This is a genomic window from Streptomyces sp. NBC_01214 (assembly GCF_026340975.1).
GTDB lineage: Bacteria > Actinomycetota > Actinomycetes > Streptomycetales > Streptomycetaceae > Streptomyces.
The window spans coordinates 4,314,534-4,328,968 of record NZ_JAPEOS010000001.1; the positions used below are offsets into that span (position 1 = coordinate 4,314,534).

General features: G+C 72.5%; 11 protein-coding genes and 2 pseudogenes. 5 read left to right on the forward strand and 8 right to left on the reverse strand.

Going from position 1 to position 14,435, the window contains the following annotated elements:
* Positions 1–73: 73 nt before the first annotated feature.
* From OG594_RS20300 to OG594_RS20315, 4 genes and pseudogenes are all read right to left on the reverse strand, one after another.
* Positions 74–739: pseudogene (locus OG594_RS20300) on the reverse strand (sigma factor-like helix-turn-helix DNA-binding protein).
* A gap of 1 nt (position 740) precedes the next feature.
* Positions 741–1,946: an NAD(P)/FAD-dependent oxidoreductase gene (locus OG594_RS20305; protein WP_266600905.1), complete on the reverse strand. Its 1,206-nt coding sequence runs from the start codon at positions 1,944–1,946 to the stop codon at positions 741–743.
* A gap of 121 nt (positions 1,947–2,067) precedes the next feature.
* The gene (locus OG594_RS20310; protein ID WP_266600907.1) at positions 2,068–2,961 is read right to left on the reverse strand and encodes a sigma-70 family RNA polymerase sigma factor; all 894 of its coding nucleotides are present in this window, start codon (positions 2,959–2,961) and stop codon (positions 2,068–2,070) included.
* Between the two features lie 122 nt (positions 2,962–3,083).
* Positions 3,084–3,791 carry a thioredoxin domain-containing protein gene (locus tag OG594_RS20315; RefSeq protein WP_266600909.1) on the reverse strand — a complete coding sequence of 236 codons (708 nt, stop codon included), beginning with the start codon at positions 3,789–3,791 and terminating at the stop codon, positions 3,084–3,086.
* Between the two features lie 228 nt (positions 3,792–4,019).
* Between OG594_RS20315 and OG594_RS20320 the strand changes: the two genes are divergently transcribed.
* The gene (locus OG594_RS20320; RefSeq protein WP_266600911.1) at positions 4,020–5,369 is read left to right on the forward strand and encodes a cation:proton antiporter; all 1,350 of its coding nucleotides are present in this window, start codon (positions 4,020–4,022) and stop codon (positions 5,367–5,369) included.
* Here OG594_RS20320 and OG594_RS20325 read toward each other — a convergent pair.
* From OG594_RS20325 to OG594_RS20335, 3 genes are all read right to left on the reverse strand, one after another.
* Entirely contained in the window at positions 5,323–6,111 is a 789-nt protein-coding gene (locus tag OG594_RS20325) for a polysaccharide deacetylase family protein (protein ID WP_266600913.1), read from the reverse strand. The genes OG594_RS20320 and OG594_RS20325 overlap by 47 nt on opposite strands.
* Before the next feature lie 120 nt (positions 6,112–6,231).
* Positions 6,232–6,774: an FABP family protein gene (locus OG594_RS20330; protein WP_266600915.1), complete on the reverse strand. Its 543-nt coding sequence runs from the start codon at positions 6,772–6,774 to the stop codon at positions 6,232–6,234.
* 360 nt (positions 6,775–7,134) lie between these two features.
* A complete protein-coding gene (locus OG594_RS20335) occupies positions 7,135–8,031 on the reverse strand; it encodes a LysR family transcriptional regulator (protein WP_266600917.1) in 897 nt (298 codons plus the stop codon).
* A gap of 244 nt (positions 8,032–8,275) precedes the next feature.
* On the opposite strand from OG594_RS20335, the gene OG594_RS20340 reads away from it, so the two are divergent.
* The 4 genes and pseudogenes from OG594_RS20340 (at position 8,276) to OG594_RS20355 (ending at position 12,000) form a co-directional block, all read left to right on the forward strand.
* Positions 8,276–8,917, forward strand: coding sequence for a hemerythrin domain-containing protein (locus tag OG594_RS20340; protein WP_266600919.1), 642 nt, complete (start codon positions 8,276–8,278; stop codon positions 8,915–8,917).
* A 169-nt stretch (positions 8,918–9,086) separates the two neighbouring features.
* A pseudogene (locus OG594_RS20345) lies at positions 9,087–10,277 on the forward strand (glycosyltransferase); the annotation flags it as partial.
* 18 nt (positions 10,278–10,295) lie between these two features.
* A complete protein-coding gene (locus OG594_RS20350) occupies positions 10,296–11,033 on the forward strand; it encodes a cyclopropane-fatty-acyl-phospholipid synthase family protein (protein WP_266603066.1) in 738 nt (245 codons plus the stop codon).
* 97 nt (positions 11,034–11,130) lie between these two features.
* Positions 11,131–12,000: an alpha/beta fold hydrolase gene (locus OG594_RS20355; protein ID WP_266600921.1), complete on the forward strand. Its 870-nt coding sequence runs from the start codon at positions 11,131–11,133 to the stop codon at positions 11,998–12,000.
* A gap of 345 nt (positions 12,001–12,345) precedes the next feature.
* Here the strand turns inward: OG594_RS20355 and fusA are convergent, their stop codons facing one another.
* Positions 12,346–14,433: an elongation factor G gene (gene fusA / locus OG594_RS20360; RefSeq protein WP_266600923.1), complete on the reverse strand. Its 2,088-nt coding sequence runs from the start codon at positions 14,431–14,433 to the stop codon at positions 12,346–12,348.
* Positions 14,434–14,435: the final 2 nt, after the last annotated feature.

A 14,435-nucleotide genomic window follows, 5' to 3' on the forward strand; every position in this document is an offset into this window, starting at 1 on the left:
GGGTGCGGGAGTTCGCCCGGGGAGCCCGCAGAACCCGACGTCACGCCTCCCCCATCGGCACCGGGCCCCTGATTCACCGCAGGGACAGCAGGGTCTCCGAGGCGACGTGGGTCAGCTTCTGCGGGTTGCGGACGTAAGGGATGCCGGTGGCCGCGGTGAGGGCGCTGGAGGGGGCGGCATCGTTCTTGGCCGGTGCCGCCGATGACGAAGCGGGCCACCTCGTCGGCGCCGACGACCGGGCGGGTCGAGGCCTGCTCGGCGCCGCCGTCGCCCGCGGAGGCGGCCTCGGGGGTCGGTACGGCGAGCAGGACTTGGAGGTCCCCGGTTTCGGTAGCGTGCCGGAACGACTCCAGAGCCGCCCGGCTCTGACTCGGGGACCACCTCGCGCGGGCGGCGGGCGGCGGACGGCGGACGGCGGACGGTGGGCGTCGACGTGCCGGCGGGCGCGGTGCGCGATCTGGCGGACGGCCGCGGGGCTCCTGCCGACAGCCGCCACGATCTCCGCGCAGCCGACGTCGAAGTCCTCGCGCAGTACGAAGACGGCGCGCTCCGTCGGGGACCCCGTAGGCGCGCCGCTCGCGCACCTGCTCCACCTCGACCTCCACCCGGCGCAGCCAGGTCTCCTGGAGGACGTCCTCGGCGTCGCCCGCCGAGCCGAACAACTCGTAGGCCACGGTGAACAGCAGGTTGCGTACGCGGCGAAGGCCCCGGTCGCCGTGTCGGTGGCCCGGTCGCCGATGTCAGACCGGCCGGTCGGCGGTGGTCGCCGTCTCACCCAGCTCGGCCCGCAGTCGCCGTCCGCGCTGGTCCCCTCCCGAGACCCGGTGCAAGCCGTACGAACCGGGCTTGCCCGCCTCGTCGGCCAGGTGCTTGACGGTGCCCCTGCACACGAGCTCCTTGACCTTCGCCCCGGGGCGACCGGCGATGTGGAACCACAGCGCCACGTCGTTCCTGTGGGCGAACTGGAAGATGCCGGCGCCTCGGCCCAGGCTGATGCACTGTCCGGCGAACACCTGGTTGAGGGTCGAGGGCCGCTCTCCGTCGATCCGGCTCAACACCGTGTCGGCGGCGCGCGCGCCCAGCGGCATCGCGGCCTGGCAGCTCATCCGCAGCGGCAGGCCCGACGGCGCCGCCGAGTCCCCGGCAGCGAGGATGCGTACGTCGTCCACGCTCGTCAGCGTCTCGTCCGTGAGCAGGCGGCCCAGGGCGTCCGTGCTCAGCCCGCTGCGCACCGCCAGGTCCGGCACGCCGAAGCCGGCGGTCCAGATGGTCACCCCGCTCGGCACCGCGCGGCCGTCAGCGAGTTCCACCGCATCGCGGGTCACCGCCGTCACCCTCGTCCCGGGGCCGTCGAGCACGGTCACCCCGAGCTTGGCCAGCCGCCCGGCGACCGAGCGGCGGCCCCGGCCGTGCAAGTAGGGGCCGAGCACTCCACCGCAGACCAGGGTCACGCGGCGGCCCTGTTCCGCGAGTTCGGCGGCGGTCTCGATGCCGGTCGGACCCGCCCCGACCACCGTCACCGCCGTCGCGGGGGCGGCGTCCTCGAGGACCGGCCGCAGTCGCTGCGCCTCCTCCAGGGTGGTGATCGGGTACGCGAACTCGGCGGCTCCGGGCACGCTCGGGTCGGCGCTGCCGCTGCCCACCGCGTAGACCAGGTAGTCGTAGCCGATCGGGGCGTCGCCGGCCAGCTCCACGGCGCGCCCGCCCGCGTCGATCCGGGTCACGGTGTCCACGACCAGTCGAACGTCCGCGGCCAGGACCTCGCGGTACTCGACGACCGCGTCGTCGGTCCCGGCCGCCAGCTGGTGCAGGCGGATCCGCTCGACGAACGTCGCGCGCGGGTTGATCAGGGTCACCGTCACGCCGTCCCGCTGCGTCAGGCGGTTCGCCGTCATGACGCCCGCGTATCCGCCGCCGATCACGACCACTTCGGTGTGCTGGGTCATGGTGCTTCTCCTCTGTCTTGAGCGGTTCGACATCAAGACACCGCACCCTCCCGAGTTGTGACAGGGTGTGAGGTGGATCACTGAAGCAGTCGGGTGCGGCCGTGCGGAGCCGGATGGCGGCTCAGCCGTCGAGGACGCTCAGATCGATGCGCGCCAGCCGCTCGGGGTCGGTGAGGATGTCGAGCGCGGTGATCCGGCCGTCCCGGATGGTGAACGCCATGACCGACAGCGGCCGGCCCTCCGCCATCGCGATGACCCCGGGGACCCCGTTGACCAGTGCCGCACGGGCGGCTTCGGCGAACCGGGCGAAGGTGATCGCCTGGGAGGCGACCGCGGCCGCGCCGCGCCGGAGCAGCGAGGGGCGCAGCGCACCGCCGTCGGAGCGGGCCACCACGTCCGGGTCGAGGACCGCGACCAGGGCGTCGAAGTCCCCGCCGCGCGAAGCGGTGAGGAAGGCGTCGACGATCGCGCGCAGCCGGGCCCGGTCGGGGTCCGGGGCGGGCGCCGCGCCCTGGACGCGGCGCCGGGCCCGGCTGGCGAGCTGCCGGGTCGTGGCGGCGGAACGCCCGAGGACGGGGGCGATCTCGTCGAAGGGCACGGCGAACAGGTCGTGCAGGACGAAGGCCAGGCGCTCGGCGGGAGCGAGGGTGTCCAGGACGACCATCAGGGCGATGCCGACCGAGTCGGCGAGCAGGATCTCCTGCTCGGGGTCGAGTCCGTCCGCACGGCTGACGATCGGGTCGGGAAGGCGGACCTGCCCGTCCCGGTCGTGCAGCGGATCCTCGCGCCGCGTGCCGCGCGAGCGGAGCATGTCCAGGCACACCCGGCCGACCACGGTGGTCAGCCAGCCGCCCAGGTTCTCCACCGCGGCCACGTCGGAGCGGTTCAGCTTGAACCAGGCCTCCTGTACGGCGTCCTCCGCCTCGCTGAGCGAACCCAACATCCGGTAGGCCACCGCCCGCAGGTGGGAGCGGTGCTCCTCGAAGCGCTGCGCCAGAACTTCCTTCTCGCTCACCCGTCACATCCCCGTGCTTCGAACCGACAGTGCCGAGTCGGACGATAACCGACCGGGCAACGGGCTTGTTTCGCAGCGGAGTTGAGGAGCCGGAGCTACCTCTTCCGTCGTGGCGGCCGCGCTTACTCCGTGGCCCGGGCCGCCTTCTTGAGGCGCCGGTAGAGTCGGTTGCGGTCGGTGAAGAGATCGTGGCCGTCCGAGGGTACGAAGGCTCCGTCGATCGCCATGGCGGGGGTTCCCAGGACGGGTGACGTGCGGAGCACCTCGTCGGCGGCTTCGACGAAGTCCCGGTGCTTCGTCTCCAGCACGGCCGCGTCGAACTCCGGGCCGCGCAGGCCCGGAACCATGACGGCCATTCCCAGCAGCCGGTCCCGCGTGAAGCCCCCGGACTTCCGTACAGCGCTCTGCTGGCGGTAGAGCAGGTCGTGGTAGTCGGCGAACTTGTTCTGATCCAGGGCGGCGCGCAGGGCGTTCGCCGCGAACTTCGATCCCGGGCCGAGGAAGGACCCCAGGGTGAACTGGAGCTGTAGTGCGCCGTTGCGGGCCGCGCGCTTCAGGTACGGGGCGGTGCCCTCCGTCTCGAACTCGGCGCAGGCCGGGCAGCTCATGTCCTCGTACAGCCGGACGGTGAGGGGAGCGCCGGGGTCGCCGAGCACGATGGTGGTGCCGTCGGCGGCGAGCGATTCCCGAGCCGCGGGCAGATTCGCGCTCGCCGAGACGTCGAGCGGGTCGCCGCTCCCGTCGTTCCTGTTGCGGCAGGCACTGACGGTCGCCGAGGCGGTGATGGCCGCCGCCGTCACCAGGAAGCCGCGTCTGGATCTGACCTGCATGAATGTTCTCTCCCCGTGATCGACAGGGAGACAGTACGTGGTCGGTGGCCCCGGCGCGCACTGGAATTCTCCGCCGCCGAACCGTCCGCCGAACCGTCCGCCGAACCGTCCGCCCGAACGGTCCGCCGAACCGCCCGCCGAAATCCGACCGTCGGTGAACCGTCGTCGAGCGGGCCGCTGAACGGCGCGCCCTGACACCCCGCCCCGCACCCCGCGAAAGGAACGAGGATGACGGCGATCGATACGATCCGACTGGTGGCGGCGCTCGCGGTGATCTGCGCCGCCGCACACGGATGCGGCTTCCTCTTCGGCGCCCTGCGCCAACCGCCGGTCATCGGCGAAGTCGTCGGAGGCGTCCTGCTCGGCCCCTCGCTCCTCGGGCTGGTCGCCCCCGGGGCCAGGGCCGCCCTGTTCCCCGCTTCCGGGGCGGTGACCAGCGCCTTGGACGCGCTCTACCAACTGGGCCAGCTACTACTGATGTTCCTGGCCGGCGCGGAGTTACGGATCCGGGCGGGCGGCCGGGAACGCCGGACGGGGGCGATCGTCGCGGCGGCCGGACTGGTGGTGCCCTTCGCGGCCGGCGCGGCCCTCGCGGCCCGGGTCCCGGGCGTGTTCGCCGGCCCCCGGGGTTCCACGGTGACCACGGCCCTCGTCGTGGGACTCGCGATGGCGGTCGCCGCCATCCCGGTCATCTCACGGATCATGATGGACCTGGGGATCATGGACACCGCCTTCGGCCGGATCGTCCTGATGGTCGCCGTGATCGAGGACGTCATCCTCTACGTCGTCCTCGCCGTGGTCCTCGGCCTCGCCCGCTCCGGCACCGGCCACTCGGCCGGACTGTGGGACGTGATCGGCACCACCGCGGTCGTGCCGACGGTCGCGTACTTCACCGCCGTCAGTCTGCTGTTCTTCGCCGCCAGCCTGTCCTGGGGCGCCCGCCTGTTCACCCGACTGGCCGGGCATCGCGCCAACATCGTCGCCCGGCAGAACCCGGTGGCCTTCCGGCTGATCTTCCTGTGCGTCATGGTGCTGCTGTGCCTGGGGCTCGGCATCAACGCGGTGTTCGGCGCGCTGATGGCCGGCATCTGTGCCGTCCGCGGCGATCAGGCGGCCGCCGGGGATGGAGCGGTTGCCAAGGACGGACCGGCCGTGTGGGCGGCCATCCGGCAGTTCTCGACGGCCTTCTTCATCCCCGTCTTCTTCGTCCTGGTCGGCATGCGACTGGACCTGGTACGCGCTTGGGACCCGCTGTTCTTCCTGTGGTTCCTGACGCTCGCCTGCGGCATCAAGACGATCAGCATCTGGGCCGCGGCCCGCCTGGCCGGAGAGGATCCGCTCTTCTCCTCGTCCCTCGCCTTCGCCCTCAACGCCCGGGGCACGATCGGCATCGTGCTGGCCGGAGTCACCCGTCAGGCGGACCTCATCAATGACCGGTTCTTCGTGGTCCTGGTCCTCGTCTCCCTGGTGACCTGCCAGATCGCCGGCCACCGGCTGGCGAAGGCCGCCGACCGCCTCATGACGGCGACCGTCAGCGGAGCGCCGCCTCGGCCTCGAGGAACCGGCGCAGGTCGATGACCTCGTAGCCACCGGCCAGGGCGGCGTCGACGATCAGGGGAAGGGCCTCGGCGTCGAGGACGACGCCGGAGCCGTTGCTGCCGACGTGCATCTGGATGATCGCCCCTGGAGCGAAGGCGTCGACGGCCCGTTCGACGGCCTTGTCCACACTCATGCCGCCCTGCGGGCCGAGGTAGCCGTTCGTGTCGGTGCTGAACTCGATCGCCGCGTAGCCCAGGTCGTTGACGTCGGCGATGGACTCCGGGGTGGTGGAGCTGTAAGGGAACCGGAAGAACGGCAGGGGTTCGGTCCCGGACGCCGCCCGGATGGCCGCGTCGGCCCCGCGCACCTCGTCCGCCCGCTCGGCGGTGCTGAGGTCGTCGAAGGACGGGTGGCTGTACGAGTGGTTGCCGAGGCCGTGCCCGGCGTCGGCGATGGAGCGCACCGCCGCGGGGTGGGCCTCGGCGAACTCCCCGGTCGGGAAGAAGGTGGCGGGCAGCTTTCGCCGGCGCAGTTCGGCCAGCACCGTGTCGATCCCGTCGACGTCCCAGGCGGCGTTGAAGGTGAGGGCCAGTGCCTTGCTGGAGGTGGGCAGCCGGCGGATCTCCTCGCCCAGCAGCGCGGCCGGCGGGCGCGGACCGGCGGCGGCCCGGGCGGTGCGCCCCGGCGCGGCCGCGGCGGGTGAGGAGCGCACGAACCCGGTGATCCCCGCGACCCCCGCGCACAGCAGGCCCGCCAGGGCGGAGCGTCGTTCCACATCCACCACGGTCACTCCCCACGGTCACGGCCGTCGGCACCGGCCCGTCACCGACTATGCGACGGCGCGGTCCGCAGCACACGCAGCCCGTGCCGGGGCACCCGGGTGATCTCCCGCAGCCGCCACCTACGACGGGCGCCGCCGCAGGTGCGTCGTGAGGTGGTGCTGTAGCGGTTGTCCCACGGCGGCCATGTCGTGGACGACCGTCATCCCGTCGTTCTCGACGGTGTAGTGCCGCCGTGTGCCGGTGACCTCCTTGGCCAGCGGGGTCAGCGCCACGTCCTTGGTCTCGATCTCGATCTCCGTACCGGACACGCGCCCGACGTACGTCTCGACGACGCCCGTCGGGTGGGCGAGCACGACCTCCAGCACGGCGTCGGGAGCCACCCGCCACCACCCGGCCTCACGACTCGCGGGGCGCACCGGCGACCCGGACCCGTCGATCAGCCACGCGCGTGCCTCGTAGCGCAGGAAGGGGCGGCCGTCGTGGCTGAAGGTGATCTCCTGCTCGTAGCGGAAGTCCTTCTCGAGGGTCGGGTACTCGCCCTGCCCCCGGCCGTGCCAGCGTCCCAGCAGGGGCAGTACGGGTCGCAGCAGCGGGTGCGGCTCGGGGCCCTCGCCGAGGACGTGGCTGTCAGGGTAGGGATTTTCCTGCACCGACTCGAACATGTTCACCTTGTCTGTCTGCGAGTACCGCCGATTCCCGCAGCTTAAGGGCTGCGCTCGACCGGCGAAGGAAGCACCGGGATGACGACCGCCGAGGTCGGCCTGTACGGATCCTTCTGGGGGCGCCGGACTGAGCTCTGACGGGACCGGGACCGGGACCGGGTCCGGGACCGGGTCCGCGTACGGAGTCGAGCGTGCTCAGAAGCAGTCGCAGCCCGTGCCGTAGAACAACAGGAAGACGGCCGTCCCCGCGGTCAGGGCGAAGCCGGCCGTGGTCAGGGCGGCGAGACCCCGACGACGGCGCCCCCGCGCGGGGGCCTCGTACCGAGGACCCGAGCGGGGCCCGAATGGTTGCCGAGGTGCTCAGGAGAAGCGGAACACGCCGAGGTCCCGCACGGTATCGGCCAGGGCGCGGACGAGGTCGTTCTCGGCCTCGGTCCGCCAGACCAGGGCGAATTGCATGGTCGCCATGTCGGGGAGGGGAAGCCATCGGATGTTCGACATGCCCCAGTGCCTGGTGACATGGCCGGGGAAGGCATGGATGATCTCGCCCATGCCGACGTGGCTGATCAGCTCATCGGCGTTGTCCGAGGCCGCGGACATGATGCGCTCGATCCTGCGGCCCCGTGGGGTGTGGAAGGGCAGGTAGCTGTCCTCCCAATAGTCCGGCAGGCCGTGCGCAGTGCCGTGCGGGAAGTCGGCGAGCAGCTCCAGCGGCACCGAGTCCCGTTCCGCGAGCCGGTGGTCGGAGGCCACGGCGAGGATCCGGGAGTCGGTGCACAGGGTCGGTCCGACGGTGAAGTCCGGTTCTTCCACGGGCAGCCAGACGACCACGACGTCCATGGCACCGCTGCGGAGCTGACCGAACACATCGGTGAAGGTCGCCTGGCGGATCTGGAGTCCCCAGTGCGGGTACCGCGCGCGGAACGCCTTCCAATAGGGGTACAGATCGGCGACGTTGAAGGGCATCAGGCTGACGCGGAGCTGTGCGGTGATCCCGCGGGCCGCCAGTTGGGCGCGCTCCAGGGATTCGTGCAGGCCTGCGTAGACCGGTTGTAGATCGTCGCGGAACTGGCGGCCGACCTCCGTCAGGCGCACCGTGCGGCTGGTACGGGCGAACAGCTCGGCCCCGATGCGCCGTTCCTGCTTCTTGATGGCCTGGCTGACGCGAGCCTGGGAGATGTGCAGCCGCTGTGCCGTCCGGCCGAAATGCAGCTCCTCGGCCAGCACCAGGAAGATCTCGATGTCCCGCAGCTCCACCGGCCCACGGCCCTTCGTCGATAACCTGGCGGTTATCGAACCGCGCACAATGGTTCCTTGATCATACGTGCGAGCCGCAAGACCCTTGAGGCATGCAGTCACGCGTGCAAAAGCCCCCGCTCGTACGGTCGGACGCGGTGGGGCGTCGTCCCGCCAGCGCCGCCGTCCCGTCGTCGGCGGGTCCCGCCTTCAGCCACGTCGACGCTGTGATCGGCGAGCACACCGGAACCCTTCCGATCCGCCCATGAGCGGCGCCATCGACCTCACCGTGACGTACGCGATGCACGATGCCCTGCGCCGGGATCTGGCCCATCTGGACCGGCTCACCACCGCCGCGGACCAAGACCCGCGGCAGGTGCTGGCCACCGCTGCCGGCTGGAGGCTGTTCAAGAAGGCCCTCCATGCCCACCACACGGCCGAGGACGACGCGCTGTGGCCGGCGCTGCGGCGGAATCTGGCCGGCCGGCCGAGAGACCTGGCGCTGCTGGAGGTGATGGAGGCCGAACACGCCGCCATCGGCACGGTGATCCGGGCCATCGACGGCGCGCTGGCCGACCCCGTTGCCGGCTCCCTGCGGTTGGGACAGCTCGCCGACGCGCTGACCCGCGGCCTGGCGGGCCACCTCGAGCACGAGGAGGAAGCGGTGCTCCCGCTGATCCAGCGGGTGCTGACGGCCGATCAGTGGGGCCACTTCGGCCGGATCCAGGACCAGCACGTCGATCAGGACGCACCGCTGCTGCTGCCGTGGCTGCTGGACGGTGCCGACGAGCGGACGGCGGAGAGGCTCCTCGCCCGGCTGCCCGCACCCGCATACGCCGCCTGCACCGCCCGGTGGATCCCGGCGTACGCCGCCCTCGACCGCTGGAGTCCGGGCACCACGGCCTGACGGCACCACGGCCTGACGGGACCACGGCCTGACGGCACCACGTACGACCGAACCGACCACCACCGCCCCACGCGAACCCGATCCGAGGGGCCCGCGGAGACCCGGAAGGCCCGGATCTGCCGCACCATCGCCGGCCGACGCCGGCATCCACAGGAATGAGGTACACGACATGCGCGTGCTGTTGATGGCGTACGGATCGCGCGGCGACATCGCGCCGCTGGCGGGACTGGCGGCGCAGTTGCGGAAACTCGGCGCGGAGGTACGCGTGTGCGCACCGCCGGACGAGGAGTTCGCGAAGCTGCTGGCCGGTGTCGGCGCGGAACTGGTGCCCTTCGGGCGGGACGTGCGCGCGCTGCGGACGGGAGCGCCGCCGTCCGACGCGGCCGCGTTCGCGGCCGAGCTGGTCGCCGCGCACTTCGACACGGTCGGCAAGGCGGCCGAGGGCTGTGACGTGCTGGTGGCGAGCGGTCTGATGCCGGCCGGCGCCCGCTCGGTGGCCGAGCAACTGGGCATCCGCTACGTGTACGCGGGCTTCCACCCCTTCGAGATGCCCTCCCCGCACTACCCGCCGCCGCCCCGGCCCGGCCCGCCGGCCCCGCCCGACATGACCGACAACCAGGCCCTGTGGGACCTGGACACCCAGAAGGTCAACGCCCTCTACCGGCAGCCCCTCAACGCCCACCGTGCGGCGATCGGCCTCGCACCGGTGGACGACGTACGCGCCCACGTCTTCACCGAACGGCCCTGGCTGGCGGTGGACCCGGTCCTGGGCCCATGGGAGGAACTGCCGGACCTCGACGTCGTGCAGACGGGCGCGTGGATCCTGCACGACGAACGCCCCTTGCCCGCCGATCTGGAGGCGTTCCTGGACGCCGGCACCGCACCCGTGTACGTCGGCTTCGGCAGCATGCCGCTGAGCGAGGCCACCGAGATCGCCCGGACGGCCGTCGAGGCGGTCCGCGCGCAGGGCCGCCGGGTGCTCGTCTCCCGCGGCTGGGCGGACCTGGGCCTGGTGGACGACGCGGACGACTGCTTCGCCGTCGGCGACGTCAACCACCAGTCCCTGTTCCGCCGGGTCGCGGCCGTCGTGCACCACGGCGGCGCGGGCACCACGACCACCGCCGCCCGAGCCGGTGCACCCCAGGTGGTGGTGGCCCAGTTCGTGGACCAGCCGTACTGGGCCGCCCGCGTGGCCGAGTTGGGCATCGGCGCGGCACACGACGGTCCGACCCCGACCTTCGAGTCCCTGTCGGCCGCACTCGCGACGGCCCTGACCCCCGAGACGGGGGCACGGGCGAAGGCCGTCGCCGACACGATCCGCACCGACGGCACGGCGGTGGCCGCGAAACTGCTCCTCGATGCGGGGCACGCCGCGCCGATGAGCCGCGAACAGATCTCCGCGATCGCCCATGCCGAGCACCCGATCAAGTCCCCGCTCGCCGACGACTCGGTCAGCCGGCTGCTCGAACGCGGCCTGCCGCGGGGCGACGAGCGCGTGCTCGACCTCGGATGCGGCACGGCGGAGTGGCTCCTGCGCGCCCTGGAGACGCGCCCGCACCTGCACGCCGAGGGCGTCGACGTCTCCGAAGTCGCCCTGGCGCAGGCCCGCCGGTCAGCGAGCGAACGCGGAGTCGACGAGCGCCTGGTCCTCCACCAGCAGGAGGCCGCGGACTTCGGCTCCCCACAGCCGTTCGACCTGGTGATCAGCGTCGGAGCCGCACATGCCTTCGGCGGCCTCCTCCCCACCCTCGCCGCGGCCCGCACCCACCTTGCTCCCGGCGGCCGCGTGCTGATCGGTGAGTCGTTCTGGGACCGCGCCCCTTCACCGGAGGCCGTCGAGATGTTCGGTGACCTCGCCGACCTGGCGACCACGGTGGACCTCGTCGTCGCCGACGGATGGACCCCCGTCCACGGCCACGTCAGCACGCGCAGCGAGTTGGACGCCTACGAGTGGGCCTGCTGGGGCTCACTGGCCGCATGGGCCCTGGAGCACCCGGACGATCCGGCCGCCGCACAGGCGTTGGAGACGGCCACCGCCGCGCGTACGGAGTGGCTGCACGGCTACCGGGACAGCTTCGGCTTCCTCTGCCTGGTGCTGCGCCGCACATCGGATTGATCGAGTCCGTTTTCCCTACCCGTCCGAGCCCGTCCGAGCCCGTCTGAGCCCGTCATGGCCGCCGCAGAACTGCTGCGGCGGGAAAGTGAGTACACAGATGCAACCGACGTTCGTCCTGGTCCACGGAGCCTTCGCGAACTCCTTCTCCTTCGCCCCCCTTCAGGCCGAACTCGGCCTCCTCGGGCACCGTTCGGTCGCCGTCGACCTGCCCGGCCACGGCTTCAGGGCGACCTTCACCCGCGCCTATCAGTCACCGCAGGACCCCGGGGGGCTCGCCACCGCGCCCGGCTCCATCAAAGGCGTCACGCTCGCCGACAACGTCGCGCACCTGATCGGGATCCTCGAGCGGGCGAAGCGGAACGGCCCCGTCATTCTCGTCGCCCACAGCCGGGGCGGCGTCACGGTCACGGCCGCGGCCAACGCACGCCCGGACCTGATCGACCGCATCGTCTACGTCTCGGCCTGGTGCCCGGTCCGTCTCGACGTCGGTGACTACTACGCCGAGCCGGAGATGGCCGGGGTCGATCCCGCCGCCTTCGCTTCGGCACTGGCCGGGAACCCCGCCGACCTCGGGCTGCTCCGCGTCAACTTCCGCACGGCGAACCCGGACTCGCTCGCCGCGTTCAAGGAGGCCTTCTTCGCCGACGGCACCGACGAGGAGTTCCTGACCTTCCTGAACACCTTCCAGCCGGACGAGAACCTTGACGTCGGCGGCTCCGCCGACCGGGCGCAGGCCGCCACTTGGGGGCGCATCCCGAAGACCTACATCCGCCTGGCCGACGACGCGAGCCTGCCCCTCGCCCTACAGGACCGGCTGATCCGCGAGGGCGACGAGCTGACGCCGGACAACCCCTACGACGTCCGTACGCTGGCGGGCAGCCACCTGAAGTGGCTGGTCGACCCGGCGCCGGCGGCGCGCGCCCTCGGCGAACTCGCCACGCTGCCGGCCCCGTCCGCGCAGGCCTGATCGGCATTCCCGGGCCCGCCGGTGCGCGCCGCGGCGGCGGCGCGGCCGGGCGCTTTCTTGCGGATCTCGCCGGTCAGGACCGCGGCCTCCGGTGCCGTGGATCTCCCCCGGTTCATGCTGGGAGGAGCTTCCGGGCGGAGGGTCGCCCTCGTACCGGGCGTAGTACTGGGCGTACTGGGGCGAGCCCGACGACGCAGCGGGGTGCGGTGCCGGGCGTCGGGGCACGGCAAGATCCGGAAGGGACGGCCCGGGCCCGGGAGCCGTCTCGTCCGGCGGCCCGTCCCCGCCCCCGACGAACGGGGACGGGGACGGGGCGGGCGGCAGTCAGGCACTCACCCGGCGGTCTCAACGGGCCGGCAGGGCTCCCGCGACCGAGGCCGGGACCGGTGCGAGACCGGCCGGCCGGGTGGTGAAGGTGCCCCGGCCCTGCGTCCGGCCGCGCAGCCGGGACGCGTAGCCGAACAGCTCGGCCAGCGGCACCGCCGCCGTGATCACCGCGGTCCCGGCCTCGGTCGTGGAACCGGAGACCCGGCCGCGCCGGGCCGCGAGATCACCCAGCACACCCCCGACACCGTCCTCCGGAACCGTCACCGTGACCTCGACGAGCGGTTCCAGGAGCTCCATCGTGCTCAGGCGCAGGGCCTCGCGCAGCCCGAACCGGCCCGCCGCCCGGAACGCCATCTCCGAGGAGTCCTTGGAGTGGGTCGCCCCGTCGGTGAGCGTGACCCGCAGCCCCGTCACCGGGAACCCGCCGAGCGGGCCCTCGGCGAGCGCGTCCCGGCAGCCGGCCTCCACGGCGCGCGCGTACTCCTGCGGTACGCGTCCGCCGACGACCGTCGACCGGAACTCGAAGCACGGCTCCTCCAGCGGTTCGACGTCGAGGACGACGTGCGCGAACTGGCCCGCCCCACCGTCCTGTTTGACGTGCCGGTGGACGAGGCCGCTGACCCCGCGCACGACGGTCTCCCGGTAGGAGACCTGCGGCCGGCCGACGACGACCTCCACCCCGTGGCCGCTGCGGATCTTCTCCACCGCGACCTCCAGGTGCAGCTCGCCCATCCCCGACAGCACGGTCTGGCCGCTCTCCGCGTCGGACCGCACCACCAACGACGGGTCCTCCTCGGCGAGCCGCGCCAGCGCCGCCGACAGCCGGCCCGTGTCGCTGCTGCGCCGGGCCTCGACCGCGACCGACACCACCGGCTCGGCCACCGAAGGCGGTTCGAGGACCAGAGGGGCGCCCGGCGCGCACAGGGTCGTGCCCGCCCGGGCGGCCTTCAGCCCGATCACCGCGACGATGTCACCGGCCACCGCCTCCTCCCGTTCCTCGTGCCGGTCGGCCTGGACCCGCAGGATCCGGCCGACCCGCTCCGTACGGCCCGTGGCCGCGTCCAGTACCGTCGCGCCCTTGCGCAGGGTGCCCGCGTAGACCCGCAGGTACGTGAGCCGCCCGGTCGCCGTCGCCGTCACCTTGAAGGCGAGGGCCGTGAACGGCTCCGCCGGGTCGGGGGCACGCTCCTGCTCCACACCGTCCGCCACCAGCCCCCGTACCGCGGGCATGTCGGCGGGCGACGGCAGGTACGCGAGGACGGCGTCCAGCAGCGGCTCGATCCCGCGGTTGCGGTACGCAGATCCGCACAGCACCACGACACCGTCACCACGCAGCGTCAGCTCCCGCAGGGCGCGGACCAGGGTCCGTTCCGTCAGGGCCGAGGCCGAGCAGAACTCCTCCAGGGCGTCGGCGTGCAGCTCCGCCACCGTCTCCTCCAGGAGCCTGCGGCGCCGGACCGCCTCCTCCCGCAGCGCCTCGGGGACGGGGCCCTCCTGGTAGCCGTCGGAGTCGGAGTCGGAGCCGGTCCGCCAGTGCAGCGAGCGCATCGCCAGGAGGTCGACGACGCCGGAGAACGAGTCCTCCGCGCCGATGGGCAGCTGTACCACCAGCGGAACGACGCCCAGGCGCTCGCGGATCGACGCGACCGCCGTGTCGAGGTCGGCGCCCGCCCGGTCCAGCTTGTTGACGAACGCGATCCGCGGCACACCGTGCCGGTCGGCCTGCCGCCACACCGTTTCGCTCTGCGGTTCGACGCCTGCGACGGCGTCGAACACCGTGACCGCCCCGTCCAGCACCCGCAGGGAACGCTCGACCTCGTCGGAGAAGTCGACGTGACCCGGGGTGTCGATCAGGTTGACGCGATGACCGCCCCAGGCGCAGCTCACGGCCGCGGCGAAGATGGTGATGCCGCGATCGCGTTCCTGGGGGTCGTAGTCGGTGACGGTGGTGCCGTGATGGACCTCGCCGCGCTTGTGGATGGCGCCGGTCGTGAAGAGGATCCGCTCGGTGATGGTGGTCTTGCCCGCGTCCACGTGGGCGAGGATGCCCAGGTTGCGGACGGTGGTGGGGGAAGAGGTGGTGCGGGGCTGCCTGTTGGCGCGCATGG

What these genes read in the sequence shown, in the direction of transcription:
- OG594_RS20355 (WP_266600921.1), top strand. Translation starts at nt 11,131, where the DNA reads ATGCAACCGACGTTCGTCCTGGTCCACGGAGCCTTCGCGAACTCCTTC.
- fusA (WP_266600923.1), bottom strand. Translation starts at nt 14,433, where the DNA reads ATGCGCGCCAACAGGCAGCCCCGCACCACCTCTTCCCCCACCACCGTC.
- OG594_RS20330 (WP_266600915.1), bottom strand. Translation starts at nt 6,774, where the DNA reads ATGTTCGAGTCGGTGCAGGAAAATCCCTACCCTGACAGCCACGTCCTC.
- OG594_RS20340 (WP_266600919.1), top strand. Translation starts at nt 8,276, where the DNA reads ATGAGCGGCGCCATCGACCTCACCGTGACGTACGCGATGCACGATGCC.
- OG594_RS20350 (WP_266603066.1), top strand. Translation starts at nt 10,296, where the DNA reads ATGAGCCGCGAACAGATCTCCGCGATCGCCCATGCCGAGCACCCGATC.
- OG594_RS20305 (WP_266600905.1), bottom strand. Translation starts at nt 1,946, where the DNA reads ATGACCCAGCACACCGAAGTGGTCGTGATCGGCGGCGGATACGCGGGC.
- OG594_RS20320 (WP_266600911.1), top strand. Translation starts at nt 4,020, where the DNA reads ATGACGGCGATCGATACGATCCGACTGGTGGCGGCGCTCGCGGTGATC.
- OG594_RS20315 (WP_266600909.1), bottom strand. Translation starts at nt 3,791, where the DNA reads ATGCAGGTCAGATCCAGACGCGGCTTCCTGGTGACGGCGGCGGCCATC.